Here is a 16,188-nt window from a genome sequence, read left to right as displayed (position 1 = left end):
GTCCCAGCCGTTTGTTTACATAGAAATGCTTAAATAACGAAGTAGTAGCCGTTAAAATAACCGATGGTCATGATCACCTGAAGGATCATAAACAACATGATATAAAACAAGCGTGCGCTCTCCCATTTGCTTGTTAGTGTCACGATATAATAGTATAACGGGAGACTCACCATCATATAACGAACCACGCTAACAAGAAAAAGCGGTTGACTGGAAAATGGGATAACGATGAGCAGCACGCCATACACGAAAAACAACAACTCGTGACGCTCACGCAACATTCGCTTCACATGCATAATGAAATACACGATAAAGACAAGAAATAGGGCTGTAGAAAGCGTAAATGCAATAAAGCCGTTATCCCAACCATCCGAAGTGTTGAAATACGGCTGCTGTAAATAACCGATATAATTTTTGAAAGGCTGCGTCGTATACCTGAACCAATGTAAGCTTTGTTCATGAAAAGGGGCGAGTGCATCCCCTGACACAATTTTCATGTGCAACAAGAAAATGCCCATCGGGACGAGGGAAAGTAAACTATAAGCTCCCCATTTAACATAACGCCAAGACCACTTCAACCCTTCATTTAAACCTATGGTCCCTATGACAAAGAAAAGATTCACAAAACCCGGTACCCTCGTGACTGTTGATAAACTGGCCGCAATAAATGCCCATGCATACTGCTTATTCCCAGCGTAATAAATCGATGCTGCTGATAGAAGCAAGAACAAACTTTCCGTATATGGCACAGAATAATACAACGAGGCTGGATAACAGATAGCTAACAGCAAAACAGCTCGTGCCTGGCGTTCGTTAAGTCCGCGCTGTAAAGCAATAAAGTACATGTACACAAATGCGGCAATTAAGCATAAATTGGATAAGATCATGCCAATGATAGCTGGATTTATCCATAAAACTTTACCAACCAAATAAATCAAGAGCGGATACAGAGGAAAAAACACCCAATTTGCTGCTGTATGCGCCTCCCCCATCCGGTACTGATCATAACCTTCGGCCGCAATTTTCAGATAAGAGTATGTATCGAACTTAATGAAATCCTCTAGTTCTAGCTTCTTCGTGCTAGTCAATTCCTGAGGAAGCTTGAGCGTCCATTCGGACAGGCTCCCGGGTGCATGCTGCTGGTAGGTTGGCACCGCCGAAAACTGGCTAAATAAATTCATACCCAAGTAACCAGTAAATAACAGCAAGGCTCGGCTAATTAACACAAGCAGCACGATCGAAAAAATAATTCGAACCGGAATTTGCCTCTTGTTCATTTCCGTTTTCATGACTTCCACCTTTTCCTAACTAACTTTTATAAGCTCCTCTCTGTCAATCTACAGGAATTATCCTTTCATACCAAGTTAAGGGTTTGTAAAGAAGTATTAATATTGTGATTACTTTAAGCTATAATTAGGCTTGAACATTTTTTTTGCAAGTTATTCCCTTTTCAGGATGGAGACGAGGCATTGTGGCTACTCCCGTTTTAACCATTGTGGTCCCCTGTTACAACGAAGAAGAAGTATTGCCGGAAACGATTTTCCAACTCAGCGGCGTACTCAATTCTTTCATACAGGATCATTTAATTTCAAATGCAAGCACGATGCTGCTTGTAGATGATGGTAGTAAAGATGCTACCTGGGAGCTAATCGAACGCTTCCATGCTTCCAATACATTCGTAACCGGTCTTAAGCTGGCCCGGAATGCCGGACATCAAAGCGCACTGCTGGCAGGGCTTATGAAAGCTAAATCATACTCGGATTGCGTGGTGTCGATCGATGCCGATTTGCAGGATGATCTGCAGGCGATTCGTGAGTTTATCGTGAAATTCCATGAAGGCTATGATGTCGTTTATGGCGTAAGGCAAGACCGCTCTGCGGATACTTTCTTTAAACGGGCGACCGCCCAAGGTTTTTATAAGCTGATGACTTCAATGGGTGTGAAAATTCACTACAATCACGCAGACTTCCGCTTGATGAGCCGTCGCACGCTAGATCAGCTTGAGAAATTCCAGGAGGTAAATCTCTTTCTTCGCGGCATGGTGCCTTTGCTTGGCTTCCCATCGACCAAGGTCTACTATGACCGCAAAGAACGCTTCGCTGGAGAATCGAAATATCCGTTCAAAAAGATGCTCGCCTTTGCTTTCGATGGCATTACATCGTTCAGTGTCACGCCGATCCGTTTCGTCACCATGATGGGCTTTCTTCTGTTTGCTCTTAGTGTCGTGGCAGCGGTGTATGCGATTATCGGTAAAATCATGGGGGCTAATGTCACTGGTTGGACATCGCTCATTTTATCCGTCTGGTTTATCGGGGGGATTCAATTGCTCGCAATAGGATTAATCGGAGAATATATTGGAAAAATATACAAAGAAGTGAAGCATCGTCCGCTCTTCGTCATTGAAAAAGAGTTGACAACAACCGAGCAGGAACTAACGAAACGACCTGTCCAAGCCTCATCGGCAGGCCGCTAACTTGATGGGCACACTTCGAATTTGGATCACAAGCAGCTTTGGCCGTTTCCTACTTGTAGGCCTGTTTAATACGTTGGTTGGGCTCACAGCCAGCTTCGTGCTATTTAACTTCCTGCATCTTAATTACTGGATGTCTACCTTTACCGGAAATATCATCGGCGCCATGGTCAGTTACACGCTTAATCGTACATTTACATTCCGTTCCAAGGTCAGTGTGCAGAGCAGCTGGTGGAAATTCGCTCTCGTCATCTTGAGCTGCTACGGTCTCTCGTATGGGACAAGTTGGTTGCTTGCAGGCGCGATGATTTCCCTTATCCCTACCTTGCGCTCGGACTTGCTTCACAATGCCGCCATCTTAGTGGGAAATGGCATTTACACCATTAGTAATTATTTAGGTCATAAATACTTTACATTCCGAACCTTCGGATCCGATATATCGAAAGAAGATTAACACCAATAGAAGATTGAACGTTACTCCTCTTCATCAGCTAATAACGATTCTCTTCGCGCAAGCAACTGGCCTCGTGTTGTTATTTCTGTCAAGAATGGGCAACCTAACTCATCTTATCCCATACGAGGTGATGCCAAAATGGCTCGAAGAAGAAGCAATCGTGCGATGGTTCCAGGTTCCGAACAGGGCTTGGGACAACTCAAGGCGCAAGTGATGAAAGATCAAGGCTACAATGTTAACCCAGATCGTCCAGATCTGGTCAAATACGAAGTAGCCCGAACGCTAGGCGTACCGCTGCAACCCGGGTATAACGGGCAGCTGCGCGCTGAGGACGCTGGCAAGATCGGCGGTCCGATCGGAGGCGCGATGGTTCGGGAGCTTGTGCGCATGGCACAGCAGCAGCTATTAGAACAACAACCGCGGCAGTGATTGGCTAACAGAGGAATGGTGTGCCATATTCCAAGGCAGGCTTACATAAGCTAGTAGCAAGCAGCTTTTAGCGCTATTTTGCATATAGAAGTCAGGTGATGCCCGTTGAATCAAAGTGGCAACCGTTCGCCCAAGTCAGGTTGGAAAGGGTTGACGGCACAAGCTAGCGATGTACTCGGGCCTGAATTCTGGCAGGATATTGCCAGTGTGATTCCCCTCACCGGGCCTAGGGTCGATATGTATGAGACGCCTCAAGAACTCGTCGTTGTAGCTGAAGTTCCGGGACTGTCCTCACCCGAACAGATCCAGCTCTCTTTCCGTGATCAATCGTTACTCATGCGTGGGACGCTCGTGCGTCCCTATCATGTACTTGATCAACAAATGCTGTTGTCAGAGCGGTTTTTCGGGTCTTTTGAAAGAACCCTTCGTCTGCCTGGCCGAGCAATTACCGAGCAGATGCACGCCCGTTATCATAACGGTCTGCTCATCATTCGAATCCCGCTTGCTCCTCCTGATGGAGAGAAGCAGATTCCGATTCAATTCACGTAACGTTCAGCTTTGAAGCTGAACGTTATTTGTTTATGAAATAATAGAAATGAAACTCCCTTTGTCCCCATATAAATAGAAGGAACCAACAAGGATACGGGAGGGATAACAATGGTGCGCATCTACTTTCCATCCATTCAAATCGATGCAATCGCAGAATCGTCCAGTGTGAATAAAGGTACGAATCGGATCATCGGGAGGCGTCATTCGCTAAAGAGCAATCAGGGATTGGGTGAGATGAAGGGCGAACATAATGTAATCATAGGCGGTAAATATCTTGTCCAAGATGAGGACGTCCTGGATGTCTTCCAAACCAAACGAAAGAGCTGAGCAAGATGGGATTGTGGTTTCAGAAACATAAACCTCCTCCACGCCCTTCCCAAGCGCAGCAGCCATCTTCTCCCACGGCCCCGAATCCTTCCGTTCAGCAATTGGAACTTCGGTTACAGCTGCTGGAGGAACACATAGCCAGCCTCACTGCTAAACGTCCTGAAATACGCATTGATACCCTACATATTCATCAGCCCGTCCTAGAGAATCTGACCTTCCGCTTAGATCAGCTTGATATTAAAGAACTAAGCGGCTCCTTGAATTTAGGCAATAATTTCGGAGCCCAACCCAACAGCAAATCGCCGCAAGTTGATGAAGCCATGAACAAATCAAGCGCGACTACACAAAAAACGCCAGCTTCCGTTCATACCGGCAAAGCCACAACTGACATGGCCAAGGATATAAAAAGAAGAGAATCTTTCTCACAAGAAACGTCCGGTACGCCCTCTCCTGGCACAGAGCGGACATCTACAGGGTATCGATATACCCCTCAATCGAAGTCAACAGGAGGTGTTTGATGATGTCATCCTTTATGTCGCCAACTTTCGTCATCGGTTCGATCCGAATCGGATCTGTAGAAAGCGCATCTTGTATCAATATGGGCAATAACTGGCCGACGGATTTCCAAAGCAACCAGAAGACCGTCCAAGGATTTGGCGCTGTCGAAGGTGATAATAATCAGCTTGTCGGCACACGTTCCATGCTCAACGATTCGGATTTCCTCGATATGCTTAATGTAGGCGATGGCGAAACGCCAGATTGGTTAAAGGATATGATTACAGCTCAAGCACAAGCTGCTGGCTTCGGCTCACACACACAAGCCGCGCAAGATAAGCACACGCATCAAACAGATTCTGCGACTGTCGAGTAAGCTTCTACACACGGCCGACGATGAAGTCCCCCTTCGTGTAAGGAGCGTCAATAACATCGTTGTCGTAGACGGTATTCATGTTATGCTGCACAACATTATAATCTCCGCTTACGGAGCCCAGCCCGCTATTTTGTTTGCTGCTTGTGGACCAATACACCTGCAAATTGGTTCCAATAAATATACCGGACCCACTTGATATCTCATTGACATGAATTGAATCGAATTGAATGAGCGGCGGGTTTAACACGGTTAATTCAGCTGAATTTCTCCCCATGGCTCTCACCTATGCTTGGTTATTTACTGCTGGCTTAAAGTCTTGGTCATTAATAGGTGCATCGATAAAATCATTATCATAAATAAAGTTCACAATATTAGCCGATACGGAGAAACCGATAAATTCACCTGTACCGTAATTGTTTTTGCTGTGCGAATCCCAGCTGGATTGCGCATTCTCTCCGATCCCTACCGTCGCATTCGTATTCTGATTATTAATATTAATCATATTGAAGACTATAGAACTCGGCATACTGCTCACTCCTGTCTGCGGGTGGGTTCTAGCCCCTACCTCGGAAACCTGTATCATAGCCTATTCACCGTGAGAAAGAATGGTTCCGAAACTACAAACTTGAGCATTTTCGACGCCAGCAGCTTACTCTGGATCACTGTCCTAGTTAGTAAATTTATTTCAATGCAAAAAGCTGTCTCTAAGCAAATTTCTTTGCTTGAGAGACAGCCCCTTCTCATCGCTTATGAGTAGGCGATTAAAACCACAAACCAGGAGCGCCGAAGCCTCCACCGTAGAAGTTACCCCCACCGTAAGGATACCCGCCAAAGCCACCACCGTAACCAAATCCACCACCATATGCATAAGGCGCAGTTCCGATAGCCAACAAGTCAAATAAAACAAGAGGAATAATCGCTTTTGTTTGAACTTTTTTACCCTTTTGTGGAGCTACGATTAATGTGTTGCCGCTAATGCGAACCAACTTACCAGCAACTCGCGTTCCGTCCTTTTTGACAGCGAAAATTTGTTGACCGACCATTTTCATAACGTCATCTTTGCGAATTTTAGTTGCCACGAACGTCCACCTCCTTCAAACAATCAGAGATACATTGCTTTACAGTGTACGGTTGATTAAGTGGTATCGCCTGTATAGCTGTCCACTACCCAGCAAAACAGGCGAATATCTAGCCGTATAAAAAACAGCCCCTTCTATGCGAAGAGACTGCTCTAATAAGTGCTAATAACGACTTCTATGCTTTACGAATCTTGCCCAGCTCGGAAGTAATAGCATCAATTTCACTAATGCTGAAATTATTTTTGCTAACCACCAAATCGTATAAATCCTTCAAATCCTCATAAACCTCTTGCTTGACGTTGGAGGCTTTAATCGATCCTCCTGTCGCCATGCGCAACTTTCTCTTAATTTCTTCAAACATATATTCCACATTAGCTTCCGACCATGTACTCAAATCCATCGCTTTATGTCATCCTTCCTCGTCACCTTGTTCAACCTGTACATTATTGTAATGCAGCAGCGTTGTTTTGTAAAAGAGAATAACAAAACTTCTCTTCCCTTGTTGGTGTCCTGGCTATTCTAACATAGAATGACCCTCTTTATTTCACGTTCGCCTTCCGCAAAAACTGCAGGGTCCTTTCATTCATAGACTCCCCAAAAATATGCCGTGGCGTTCCCTTTTCAACAATAATACCGCGATCCATAAATACCACTTCATCTGCCACTTCCTTGGCAAACCCCATTTCATGAGTAACAATTACCATCGTTAATCCCTCTTTCGCCAAGTCCTTGATCACTTTAAGCACTTCCCCCACTAACTCAGGGTCAAGCGCTGAGGTGGGTTCATCAAATAATAGCACCGCAGGATCTATCGCCATTGCCCGAGCTATGCCTACGCGTTGTTGCTGCCCTCCCGAAAGCTGATGGGGATACTTATCCGAGCTCCCCCCCAAACCAACTTTCTCTAAGAGTGACAACGCCTTCCGACGCGCATCGCTTTTGGAGCGTTTCAATACAATGACCTGGCCCTCCATAATATTTTCAATTACCGTTAAATGGGGGAACAAATTATAGTTTTGAAAAACCATTCCCGTGTGTTTACGGATTGCCATCAGCTCTGAATTATTTAACTGCTGCCTCCCGGTGAATAGGAGTCTTGCATTGGCCAAAGTAATGCTGCCTTTGTCGGGGATTTCCAACAAATTCAAGCAGCGTAATAACGTTGTTTTGCCAGATCCCGAGGGACCGATTATCACTACATTCTTCCCTTTTTCAACCGCTAAATCTATCCCGTTCAAGACGGGAGTACCCTGAAAACCTTTATGTAACTTTTCAATCTGAATCATACATCAATGACCCCTTTACTTTGCTACACTGCGTTCAAAGCGCTTTTCAAGTCTGGCTTGGATCTGTGAAAGCAACGTACTGAACAACAAATAAATAACGGCCACCTCCATATAAAGCCACAAAGGTTCGTACGTTACTGCAGCGATCTGCTGGCCTTTCTGAAACATCTCCGTAACGGTGATGGTCGCTGCTAAGGATGTATCCTTAACTAGACTAATAAAGGAGTTGCCTAATGGCGGAATGGATACCCGAACCGCCTGTGGTAAAATAATACGTCGCATTGCCTGCGAGCTGGTCATGCCTATCGAGTAAGCAGCATCCCTTTGGCTTTTGGGAATAGACAAAATCGCTGCCCGGATAATTTCAGAGCTGTAAGCGCCTTTGTTAAGGGTAAATCCAATAACTGCGGCTGGAAAGGGATCTAGCGTAATTCCAAGACTAGGCAAACCGTAGAAGAGAATAAACAGTTGAACCAGCAATGGCGTACCACGAAATAACCAAACATAGAACTGAGCCATAGCTACTAGGGGTTTGAAGCCTGATAATCGAGCAAGAGCCGTCACTAAGGCTAAACTAAGTCCAAGCACAAAGGCGATCAGGCTAAGCGGAATCGTATAAGATAACCCTGCTTCTAAAATAGGAAAAAAGGAATCGCCGAGGATTCCCATAACTCGTTCCATGCGTTCTGTTGTCATTGGATCTAGTCCTTCACTTGGAAACGTCTGAATTAAACCATTTTTGAGAAATCTTTAGGTAGGTGCCATCGCTTTTCATATCCGCAAGAGCCTTATTAGCTTGCTTCACGAGTTCATTGCTGCCCTTGCGAAACAAGAAAGCATTGCTTGTTGCGTCAGCTTCTTCATAAACGGTTTTGATCGGCAAATCAGGACGCTGCTTTTTGAGGTCCAAATAAGAAAGGCTATCGTTGATCGTCGCATCGATTCTCCCGGATGTAATGAGATCAATGGCTTGGTTAAATCCATCAACCACCGTATTGACCGCTCCGTGATCTTCGGCTATTTTGCGATAATTACTATCTAACGATTGACCCACCTTCTTACCTTTCAAATCATCTAAAGACTTGATCGCATTGTTGTTTGAATGAACCACGAGCACGCCACGCGAAATGATATAAGGATCCGACATGTCATACTTCTCCAAGCGGTCCGTACGAACTGCCACTTCATTGGCAACCATGTCATACCGTTTCGCATCAAGACCTGCAATCATGCCATCCCACTTGGTTTCAATAAACCGAGGAGTGACACCCATTCGCTTACAAACTTCTTCCGCCATTTCAACATCAAAGCCGGTTAATGTCCCGTTTTTATCATGAAATGTAAAGGGGGCGTAGGTTCCTTCTGTACCGATCGCGATCTCCTTTTTGGCTTGCGCAGAGGGCGCAGCGCTGTCTCCAGCTTGTTTCCCTTTATTAGCGGTGCATCCCATTAATAACAGCAAAATAAACGAAACAAGGAACATCGCGATAACTTTTTTCCTAACCATCTTGTTTCCCTCCGGTGTACTGGCATAATTGAGCAGTCTATTTTTTAAAAAAAGGTTCATTCCTGTCTCATCTATTGTTCCCAAGAGGATTTCGATTATTGCACAGAGGTGTCAGAACTTAGAGGGTTAAAAATAAGAACCTCCAACCCACATCAAAGTGGGAGTAGAGGTTCTTAAAAAGTTATATATATGGAATTCCAATAGGAGTCGCTTATGCCGATTCTGTGCTGAGCAATGTAACATGAGGGCGTAGCTGCTGCTCGATCGAACCTAGATTCAAACTCTCGCAAATGAGTTGAACTTGCTCCTCGGCCAGCTTGCGCGCTTCCTCATAGGTAACTTTGAATTGAATGCAGTACGAAATAAGGCCGTGCAGAGACATAAACACATTCCAGGGAAGCGTATACTTCCTGTTCTCAATCCCTGGTTGACCAGCAAGCACCTGTCTGAGGACGATGGCGAACATTTCTAAGCACTGCGCTTGTTCCGTGCGGGAATATTGTTGAAGCTCAGGTTCATTAATCATGAACATCATTTCATAGTGATTCGGATTGCTTAAGCCAAACCAGATGAACTCCAGCATGAGCTTCTGCAGCAGGTTCGCACTGAAGCCGTGTTCACGCAGCACCATTTCCCGTTGACGTTGCAGCAGCATTGCGAAATCATCCTTGATTAACGCATAAAACAACTCTGCTTTTTCGTTAAAATGATAATATAACGCACCGTGGCTGTACCCCATTGCTTTTGCGATGCTGCGCATCGTTAAAGCGCGATAGCCAAAAGTATTGAATAAATCCCGCGCTTCCGCAAGTATTCGCTCTCTACTAAGCTCTTGCGTGACTGCTTTTCTCGCCATATCAATTCCTCCGCATCCTCAGCTGTATGAAATTGTGTTTTATGAGAACCCGCCGTTATGGCAGGTCCTTATGTATCCTGTATTCACTCTCTCCTACGACAATACTTCCTTGACCTTGTGTAACATCTGTCGCCCAACTAACAAATGAATCTGCTTCTACCTCTAATGGATAACAGGTCACAGTCACTTTATCCGTGAACTGAATGTCTCCTAGCAGCATACCCCGATTTCTGAGCTCATTCTCGAGCTTGCCGTACCACGTGTAATCGACCTCCACCATTACTTCCCGGTGATTGACCTTGTAGATCGGCTGAGCTGCTTCAATGCCTATCACGGCTCCATCCGTATATGCACGAATGAGTCCGCCCGCGCCAAGCATAATGCCGCCGAAATAACGAGTAACAACAACTGCTATATTTTTGAGCCCTTGATGCTTAATCACTTCCAGTATCGGCTTGCCTGCTGTTCCGCTTGGTTCTCCGTCATCAGATTGCTTCTGAATCTGGTCCCTCTCTCCGATAACGTAAGCGGAGCAGTTATGCGTCGCCGCGCTGTGCTGCTTCTTGATTGCATCAATGAAATGGATCGCTTCTTCCTCTGATTCTACCGGCTTCGCGTGGCCGATGAAACGTGACTTCTTGATGATGATTTCCGACGATCCATACGATTGGATGGTTTTGAAATGAGCTAGCATAGCCGACCTTTCTTGGTAGAAGGAAACATCTGTTTCAATTCATTCTACACACATCAGTTCACTTCGACAATATGGAAAGAAAATTTACCACACAAATAATGGAAAAACGACCAATCCGATAGGAGAGATCGTTTTTCCGGTATGTTTACTGTAACCTATTGCTGTAAGCGAGCTTCCAGCTCTGCTTTTTCTTTTTCGTAGCCGGGTTTGCCCAAGAGAGCAAACATGTTCTTTTTATAGGCTTCAACGCCAGGTTGGTCGAACGGATTGACACCCAACAGGTAACCGCTGATTCCGCACGCTTTTTCAAAGAAATAGACCATATATCCGAAGGTATAAGGCGTCAGATCCGGCAGTGTGACGATCAGATTAGGAACGCCTCCATCCGTATGCGCAAGCATCGTGCCTTGGAAAGCTTTCTTATTAACGAAGTCCATCGTTTCCCCGCTTAGGAAGTTCAGCCCGTCCAAATTGTCGGCGTCGGTTCCAATGGTGATATGATCCGCCACTTGATCGACCTGAATGACCGTTTCGAACAAGATTCGATTGCCTTCCTGGACAAATTGGCCCATGGAATGCAGATCCGTAGAAAAGTCTACAGAAGCAGGGTAGATCCCCTTGTTATCCTTGCCTTCACTTTCGCCGAAGAGCTGTTTCCACCACTCCGAAACGAAATGCAGCGATGGTTCATAGTTCACAAGAATTTCAATGGCTTTGCCTTTGCGATACAGGGAGTTACGCACAGCTGCGTATTGATAACTCAGATTCTCGCTTAGGTTAGGATTAGAGAATTCTTGCTGCGCATCGGCTGCGCCTTTCATGATCGCTTCAATATCGATGCCAGCTGCCGCGATAGGCAGCAAACCAACGGCTGTAAGCACGGAATAGCGACCGCCTACATCATCAGGAATAACGAAGGACTCGTAACCTTCTGCGTTAGCAAGTGTTTTGAGAGCACCCTTTTCTTGATCCGTAGTCGCGTAAATGCGTTTGCGCGCAGCTTCCTTGCCATATTTCTTCTCCAGAAGCTCACGGAAAATACGGAAAGCAATTGCAGGCTCCGTCGTTGTCCCCGACTTGGAAATGACATTCACGGAGAAGTCTTTACCTTCCAAGAGCTGAAGCAGGTGTGTTACATAGGTAGAGCTGATGTTATTTCCCACGAAATAAATTTCAGGTGTTTTACGTTTATCTTTGGGTAAAATGTTATAGAAAGAGTGGGACAACATTTCAAGAGCAGCGCGTGCACCAAGGTAAGAACCGCCGATTCCGATAACGACAAGCGCGTCGGAGTCCGATTGGATTTGCTTCGCGGAAGCTTGAATACGAGCGAATTCCTCGCGATTATAATTTTCAGGAAGATCAACCCAGCCTAAGTAATCCGATCCAGCACCAGTCTTGTTGTGCAATTGATCGTGCGCCAACTTGACTTGCCCAGACAAATAATCAATCTCATGCTGCGAAAAAAAGGATAAGGCCTTACTATAATCAAAATGTAACTTTTTACTCATATGCTCTCCTCCAACTCTGTATTTTTCCTTTTCCTAGCATACTTATTTGCCCCTTCAAATGCAAGCGAAGAAGGCATTCACAGGGCTTACTTCGCATGATAAAATGAAGCTTGAGGTGATTTATCATGAAACGTATCGGCTTTATCGGACTTGGCACTATGGGTAAACCTATGGCTGCTAATCTGATTCAAAAAGGTTATACCGTAACCGTATATAATCGAACTGCTGACAAAGCGGACGAACTGGTCCTACTGGGTGCTGAGGCAGCCCTGACCGCTGCGGAAGCGACTCGAAGTTCAGATGTTCTCATCACTATGCTCAGTAATGACGCTGCGCTGCTGGAGACGTTCTACAGCGACCAAGGCATTCTGAGCGGTCTGCATCCTGCGCTCACGATCATTGACAGCAGCACCGTGTCTCCCCTAACGAGTCAGAAGCTTGCTGAAGAACTCGCAGCGCACTATGTCGACTTCCTCGACGCGCCTGTCACAGGCAGCAAGCCTGCTGCTGAAGCAGGCACGCTGACCTTCATGGTTGGCGGAAACAAGGAAGTATTCGACGAGCATCAGGATGTATTCACGGCACTCGGCAGTAAAATCCTTCATCTCGGTCCGTCGGGTTCCGGTTCTTATGCCAAGCTGGCCCACAACACGATGGTGGGCATTAATCTTATCGGCTTGTCCGAAGGTCTCGCCATAGCAACGAAGGCAGGCCTGAATCCTGCCCAATTCCTTGAGATTGTCAGCTTCGGTTCAGCTAATAGCAGACAAGCGGAACTCAAGGGCAATAAAATCATTGATCGTGATTTCAGCAATCAGTTCTCATTGAAGCTAATGCTCAAGGATCTTTTGCTCGCGCAAGAATTGACAGGCAAGTTCCAACTGCCTGCTCCGCTCCTGCATGCGGCAACGGGTTTATTCCAGATGGGCCTCAGCAAAGGCCTCGGTGATGAGGATTTAAGCGCCGTTGTGCAATGCTACGAAGATTGGATGGGGCAGGAGGTTATTCGCCCCAATGAAGCGGAGATAGCCAGTTCCACGGAAAAGTCGGCATCTCCTCTTTCGGGTCGGGAACGTCGCCGCAACACTCGGGTGAAGCTTGACATTCAACTCAAGCTGTCCATCTACCAGTGGGAGCAGGAAGGCTCCTTCTCTGGACAGAACATTGATGGCACACTCTTTGACTTGTCCGAGAGCGGCCTCCAGATTACATCCGACTCCCCGCTTGCAGCAGATATGTTTATCGTCATCCACTTCCCCAAGGAAGCGGACTTACCTCCGATTACCGCTCGAGTGATTCGCATTGAATCCAGCGGCGATCAATTCCATTACGGCTGCATGCTATCTGGCTTGCCTCCTTACGTACGCATTAAATTGGAACAATACATTGAACAAAAAATCGAGCTTGCACAATAAATCAAAATAAAGCTGAAAGGGCTGCTTATGTCACGAGATGACTAAGATCAGCCCTTTCAGCTTTTCACAAATAACAAGTAACTCTCTTTATCGAACATATAAATTCGCGACTTTCCCTCAGGGAATATGTACATCCTTTTGCGAGCGATTAATCATTGAAAAGGGGGCAATACTGCTTGTGTTCACGATGTATGATCTCTACTTGACCCCCCAATAAAACGACAGATTGGATGAATATGATGAGCTAAGCCTTATTTTTCATACAAAATCGGAGGTATCGTTGCTACAACAGCAGGCGAGATTCTTTTAGCCATGGAACCGTCTCCTAGTTGCCCAAACTCATTTTTCCCCCACGCCCACACGCTATGATCTTCTTTTAAAGCGAACCAATGGTTGGATTCCATACTAATCACCCGTACGTCCATCAAAATCTTCTTTGGGGTCGGACATTCGCTTACTTCTTCTGTACCGATGCCGAGCTGCCCTGTGCCATTATTTCCCCAAGCCCAGACGCTGCCGTCCGTGTTTAGTGCAAAAGAGCTGTAACCACCTGCTCCAACAGATGAGAAGCCAGATAGCCTTGGTACTTGTATGACCGATGTTCGTTTGATTTTGGTTCCGTCTCCCAATTGCCCAGAGCTGTTGTCACCCCAAGCCCACACCGTGCCATCCAATTTAACAGCTAGTGTATGCCCGATGCCCGCATTTATTGCAGCTATATTTGAAAGTTTTGCAACTCGTTTAGGTTTGGATTGATTGATTTTGGTTCCGTCTCCCAATTGTCCAAAAATATTGCTACCCCAAACCCATACCGTCCCATCTGATTTAAGAGCAACCGAATGATAGTTTCCGCATGTGATCGCAATCACATTGGAAAGTCCAGCAACTTGCACGGGTTTGCTTCTTGAGGTCGTGGTTCCATCACCAATTTCACCCGAACCGTTATTCCCCCACGCCCACACGGTGCCGTCCGATTTAAGAGCGGCTGAATGCGCGTTGCTAGAACTGATTGCAGCAACCTCAGAAAGCCCCGTCACTTGTACTGGCTTTGCTTTCTTAATCGTCGTTCCGTCACCAAGCTGACCCGAGCCATTATCTCCCCATCCCCAAACCGTTCCATCCGCTTGAAGTGCCAGCGAGAAAGTTGTGCCTGAACTAACGGCTAGAACATTAGAAACCCCTGAGACAAGTTGGGGCAATGAATGATTTTGGGTCGTTCCATCGCCGAGCTGCCCAAAGTTATTAACGCCCATAGACCAAACCGTGCCATCCGAATACAGGAGCAAGGAGTGGCTTCCCCCCACGCCTTGATCACTAAAACGAGGTTCTAATTTCATATTCACTCTACCATCTCCTTTTCATATCATTTTATGCATAAGCGATCAGCATGTGATGTGATTGTTTGATTGGGACGCGTATATTTTAATCTCTATCTTTAAGGATAAGAGTTTTCGTGGGGAAATCTCCTAGAGCGCAAGCGCTCGAAGGTTCATACAAAGATAAGCGAAATGTCTCCATTTCTTTTATTGAATCATCCAGCAGCTTTATTCGTATTGTTTTGCTTGTTTCACCAGACGCAAATGCTAAAACACCTTGCACAGGCACGAAATCTTTCCCTGATTGAGCTGTCCCACCTATCGTCATGTACTTTACCGTTAATACGCCACTACTGCCGTTTTTACGAACAACTTTAACCACCGCTTGGCCCGACTCTTCATCAACCATTTGCGAGGCATTCTCAAACTCCACGCGTTGTTTGTTTTCATAAAAAATTGTCCGCTCCTGCTCAATGATTTCACCAGACTGAGAGGTGACCTTCAGCTTTATCTGCTTCTGACCGTTTTGCATACCTGCTAACGATAATTTCCCCGAGTACCAGTACGTCTGATTTTCAGGAATTGAACTACTGACCTCCAGTGCGGTAGAGCGTCCCTCAACTTCTAAAGTTACCTTCGAAACATCATAATGAATAACAACCATGGTCTGAAGCTCCTCACTCTTAAATACTTGCTGCGGTGAAGGATCGTACCAGATAACTTTTTCCTCTGCCGATGCGCTTGCCGGGAGCAGGAAGGTAAGCAGTGCTGCGACGGTGAAAAAAACAAAAGCTAATCTTTTATGAATAAGAGCCATCAATTATTAAACCTCCTCATTCTATGCTTTCCTAATCATAGATATAATTGGGCATCACAGGAATAGTCTTCTGGGGCTGTTAATCTGACTAATTTACACTATTTTTTTGTCGAATAAGAGCTAACCAGCTGTTGTTATCAAGCTATTTTTCTATTTAACGATGAGGTGCCTCCATACAAAAAAAAGAGTGTCGATTAAATAGCAAACGCTACTTAAAAGACACCCTTTTTAACACATCTAGAATTATTCGCTAATGTAGGAACAAATATAGTCGCTAACGGTTTTTACTTCGAGCTTGAATTTCGCATTGGCAGGGACTGTAAATTCACCTTGGCCATTAATCGTAATCCACTCGCTGCTGCCCGGAAGCAAGACGTTAAGTTCTCCCGCTTGAATCTCCATGATCTCCTTGAGTTCTGTACCGAATTCATACTCCCCCGGCATTAGAATACCGAGTGTTTTCTTCGTACCGTCTGCGAACTGAACTGTACGGCTTGTTACTTTACCGTCGTAATAAATGTTCGCTTTCGTTAATACCGTTACATTTTCAAAGCTGGACATCCGTTTAGGTCCCCCTCTAAATGAATAATGAATGATGTATGATGAC

At 45.6% G+C, this 16,188-nt stretch carries 22 protein-coding genes; 8 read left to right on the top strand and 14 right to left on the bottom strand.

Going from position 1 to position 16,188, the window contains the following annotated elements:
* Positions 1-29 precede the first annotated feature (29 nt).
* Positions 30-1,289 carry a mannosyltransferase family protein gene (locus GK047_RS14340; protein ID WP_163947628.1) on the bottom strand — a complete coding sequence of 420 codons (1,260 nt, stop codon included), beginning with the start codon at positions 1,287-1,289 and terminating at the stop codon, positions 30-32.
* 182 nt (positions 1,290-1,471) lie between these two features.
* Between GK047_RS14340 and GK047_RS14335 the strand changes: the two genes are divergently transcribed.
* The 7 genes from GK047_RS14335 (at position 1,472) to GK047_RS14305 (ending at position 5,100) form a co-directional block, all read left to right on the top strand.
* Entirely contained in the window at positions 1,472-2,473 is a 1,002-nt protein-coding gene (locus GK047_RS14335; protein ID WP_163947625.1) for a glycosyltransferase, read from the top strand.
* 4 nt (positions 2,474-2,477) lie between these two features.
* Positions 2,478-2,924: a GtrA family protein gene (locus GK047_RS14330; RefSeq protein ID WP_163947892.1), complete on the top strand. Its 447-nt coding sequence runs from the start codon at positions 2,478-2,480 to the stop codon at positions 2,922-2,924.
* Positions 2,925-3,062: 138 nt separating this feature from the next.
* Positions 3,063-3,353 carry an alpha/beta-type small acid-soluble spore protein gene (locus tag GK047_RS14325; protein ID WP_163947622.1) on the top strand — a complete coding sequence of 97 codons (291 nt, stop codon included), beginning with the start codon at positions 3,063-3,065 and terminating at the stop codon, positions 3,351-3,353.
* A gap of 105 nt (positions 3,354-3,458) precedes the next feature.
* Positions 3,459-3,902: an Hsp20/alpha crystallin family protein gene (locus GK047_RS14320; RefSeq protein ID WP_163947619.1), complete on the top strand. Its 444-nt coding sequence runs from the start codon at positions 3,459-3,461 to the stop codon at positions 3,900-3,902.
* A gap of 108 nt (positions 3,903-4,010) precedes the next feature.
* Positions 4,011-4,229 carry a hypothetical protein gene (locus GK047_RS14315; protein ID WP_163947616.1) on the top strand — a complete coding sequence of 73 codons (219 nt, stop codon included), beginning with the start codon at positions 4,011-4,013 and terminating at the stop codon, positions 4,227-4,229.
* A 5-nt stretch (positions 4,230-4,234) separates the two neighbouring features.
* Positions 4,235-4,747, top strand: a complete 513-nt coding sequence (locus tag GK047_RS14310; RefSeq protein WP_163947614.1) for a hypothetical protein — start codon at positions 4,235-4,237, stop codon at positions 4,745-4,747.
* Positions 4,747-5,100 (top strand): hypothetical protein, encoded by a 354-nt coding sequence (locus tag GK047_RS14305; protein WP_240343953.1) that lies wholly within the window; start codon positions 4,747-4,749, stop codon positions 5,098-5,100. Before GK047_RS14310 ends, GK047_RS14305 begins: the two co-directional genes overlap by 1 nt.
* A 4-nt stretch (positions 5,101-5,104) precedes the next feature.
* Here GK047_RS14305 and GK047_RS14300 read toward each other — a convergent pair whose 3' ends face one another.
* From GK047_RS14300 to GK047_RS14255, 10 genes are all read right to left on the bottom strand, one after another.
* Positions 5,105-5,374: a spore germination protein gene (locus tag GK047_RS14300; RefSeq protein WP_163947612.1), complete on the bottom strand. Its 270-nt coding sequence runs from the start codon at positions 5,372-5,374 to the stop codon at positions 5,105-5,107.
* A 9-nt stretch (positions 5,375-5,383) separates the two neighbouring features.
* Positions 5,384-5,626 (bottom strand): spore germination protein, encoded by a 243-nt coding sequence (locus tag GK047_RS14295; RefSeq protein ID WP_163947609.1) that lies wholly within the window; start codon positions 5,624-5,626, stop codon positions 5,384-5,386.
* A gap of 235 nt (positions 5,627-5,861) precedes the next feature.
* Complete coding sequence (locus GK047_RS14290) at positions 5,862-6,179, bottom strand: hypothetical protein (RefSeq protein WP_346010340.1); 318 nt, start codon at positions 6,177-6,179, stop codon at positions 5,862-5,864.
* A 175-nt stretch (positions 6,180-6,354) separates the two neighbouring features.
* Complete coding sequence (locus GK047_RS14285) at positions 6,355-6,579, bottom strand: DUF1128 domain-containing protein (RefSeq protein WP_163947606.1); 225 nt, start codon at positions 6,577-6,579, stop codon at positions 6,355-6,357.
* 139 nt (positions 6,580-6,718) lie between these two features.
* Positions 6,719-7,465, bottom strand: coding sequence for an amino acid ABC transporter ATP-binding protein (locus tag GK047_RS14280; RefSeq protein WP_163947602.1), 747 nt, complete (start codon positions 7,463-7,465; stop codon positions 6,719-6,721).
* Positions 7,466-7,480: 15 nt separating this feature from the next.
* A complete protein-coding gene (locus GK047_RS14275; protein ID WP_163947599.1) occupies positions 7,481-8,161 on the bottom strand; it encodes an amino acid ABC transporter permease in 681 nt (226 codons plus the stop codon).
* 13 nt (positions 8,162-8,174) lie between these two features.
* The gene (locus GK047_RS14270) at positions 8,175-8,972 is read right to left on the bottom strand and encodes an amino acid ABC transporter substrate-binding protein (protein ID WP_163947596.1); all 798 of its coding nucleotides are present in this window, start codon (positions 8,970-8,972) and stop codon (positions 8,175-8,177) included.
* Positions 8,973-9,183: 211 nt separating this feature from the next.
* A complete protein-coding gene (locus GK047_RS14265; protein WP_163947593.1) occupies positions 9,184-9,828 on the bottom strand; it encodes a TetR/AcrR family transcriptional regulator in 645 nt (214 codons plus the stop codon).
* A gap of 55 nt (positions 9,829-9,883) precedes the next feature.
* The gene (locus GK047_RS14260) at positions 9,884-10,522 is read right to left on the bottom strand and encodes a YigZ family protein (RefSeq protein ID WP_163947590.1); all 639 of its coding nucleotides are present in this window, start codon (positions 10,520-10,522) and stop codon (positions 9,884-9,886) included.
* A 155-nt stretch (positions 10,523-10,677) separates the two neighbouring features.
* Complete coding sequence (locus GK047_RS14255; RefSeq protein ID WP_163947587.1) at positions 10,678-12,033, bottom strand: glucose-6-phosphate isomerase; 1,356 nt, start codon at positions 12,031-12,033, stop codon at positions 10,678-10,680.
* A 125-nt stretch (positions 12,034-12,158) separates the two neighbouring features.
* Here GK047_RS14255 and GK047_RS14250 point away from each other — a divergent pair, with 125 nt between their 5' ends.
* Positions 12,159-13,448 (top strand): NAD(P)-binding domain-containing protein, encoded by a 1,290-nt coding sequence (locus GK047_RS14250; protein WP_163947584.1) that lies wholly within the window; start codon positions 12,159-12,161, stop codon positions 13,446-13,448.
* A 251-nt stretch (positions 13,449-13,699) separates the two neighbouring features.
* Here GK047_RS14250 and GK047_RS14245 read toward each other — a convergent pair whose 3' ends face one another.
* The 3 genes from GK047_RS14245 to ppnP form a co-directional block, all read right to left on the bottom strand.
* Entirely contained in the window at positions 13,700-14,785 is a 1,086-nt protein-coding gene (locus tag GK047_RS14245; protein ID WP_240343971.1) for an RCC1 domain-containing protein, read from the bottom strand.
* A gap of 85 nt (positions 14,786-14,870) precedes the next feature.
* A complete protein-coding gene (locus GK047_RS14240) occupies positions 14,871-15,581 on the bottom strand; it encodes a Calx-beta domain-containing protein (protein WP_163947578.1) in 711 nt (236 codons plus the stop codon).
* A 243-nt stretch (positions 15,582-15,824) separates the two neighbouring features.
* Positions 15,825-16,142 (bottom strand): pyrimidine/purine nucleoside phosphorylase, encoded by a 318-nt coding sequence (gene ppnP / locus GK047_RS14235; protein WP_163947576.1) that lies wholly within the window; start codon positions 16,140-16,142, stop codon positions 15,825-15,827.
* Between the last annotated feature and the right edge of the window lie 46 nt (positions 16,143-16,188).

It is taken from the genome of Paenibacillus sp. SYP-B3998 (assembly GCF_010820665.1).
GTDB lineage: Bacteria > Bacillota > Bacilli > Paenibacillales > NBRC-103111 > Paenibacillus_E.
This window is presented reverse-complemented; position numbering and strand designations above follow the sequence as displayed.

Coding starts and splice junctions, on each gene's coding strand:
- GK047_RS14265 (WP_163947593.1), bottom strand. CDS start 9,828: ATGGCGAGAAAAGCAGTCACGCAAGAGCTTAGTAGAGAGCGAATACTT.
- GK047_RS14270 (WP_163947596.1), bottom strand. CDS start 8,972: ATGGTTAGGAAAAAAGTTATCGCGATGTTCCTTGTTTCGTTTATTTTG.
- GK047_RS14285 (WP_163947606.1), bottom strand. CDS start 6,579: ATGGATTTGAGTACATGGTCGGAAGCTAATGTGGAATATATGTTTGAA.
- GK047_RS14325 (WP_163947622.1), top strand. CDS start 3,063: ATGGCTCGAAGAAGAAGCAATCGTGCGATGGTTCCAGGTTCCGAACAG.
- GK047_RS14280 (WP_163947602.1), bottom strand. CDS start 7,465: ATGATTCAGATTGAAAAGTTACATAAAGGTTTTCAGGGTACTCCCGTC.
- GK047_RS14315 (WP_163947616.1), top strand. CDS start 4,011: ATGGTGCGCATCTACTTTCCATCCATTCAAATCGATGCAATCGCAGAA.
- GK047_RS14310 (WP_163947614.1), top strand. CDS start 4,235: ATGGGATTGTGGTTTCAGAAACATAAACCTCCTCCACGCCCTTCCCAA.
- GK047_RS14340 (WP_163947628.1), bottom strand. CDS start 1,289: ATGAAAACGGAAATGAACAAGAGGCAAATTCCGGTTCGAATTATTTTT.
- GK047_RS14305 (WP_240343953.1), top strand. CDS start 4,747: ATGATGTCATCCTTTATGTCGCCAACTTTCGTCATCGGTTCGATCCGA.
- GK047_RS14300 (WP_163947612.1), bottom strand. CDS start 5,374: ATGGGGAGAAATTCAGCTGAATTAACCGTGTTAAACCCGCCGCTCATT.
- ppnP (WP_163947576.1), bottom strand. CDS start 16,142: ATGTCCAGCTTTGAAAATGTAACGGTATTAACGAAAGCGAACATTTAT.
- GK047_RS14260 (WP_163947590.1), bottom strand. CDS start 10,522: ATGCTAGCTCATTTCAAAACCATCCAATCGTATGGATCGTCGGAAATC.
- GK047_RS14330 (WP_163947892.1), top strand. CDS start 2,478: ATGGGCACACTTCGAATTTGGATCACAAGCAGCTTTGGCCGTTTCCTA.
- GK047_RS14295 (WP_163947609.1), bottom strand. CDS start 5,626: ATGCCGAGTTCTATAGTCTTCAATATGATTAATATTAATAATCAGAAT.
- GK047_RS14255 (WP_163947587.1), bottom strand. CDS start 12,033: ATGAGTAAAAAGTTACATTTTGATTATAGTAAGGCCTTATCCTTTTTT.
- GK047_RS14250 (WP_163947584.1), top strand. CDS start 12,159: ATGAAACGTATCGGCTTTATCGGACTTGGCACTATGGGTAAACCTATG.
- GK047_RS14275 (WP_163947599.1), bottom strand. CDS start 8,161: ATGACAACAGAACGCATGGAACGAGTTATGGGAATCCTCGGCGATTCC.
- GK047_RS14245 (WP_240343971.1), bottom strand. CDS start 14,785: ATGAAATTAGAACCTCGTTTTAGTGATCAAGGCGTGGGGGGAAGCCAC.
- GK047_RS14240 (WP_163947578.1), bottom strand. CDS start 15,581: ATGGCTCTTATTCATAAAAGATTAGCTTTTGTTTTTTTCACCGTCGCA.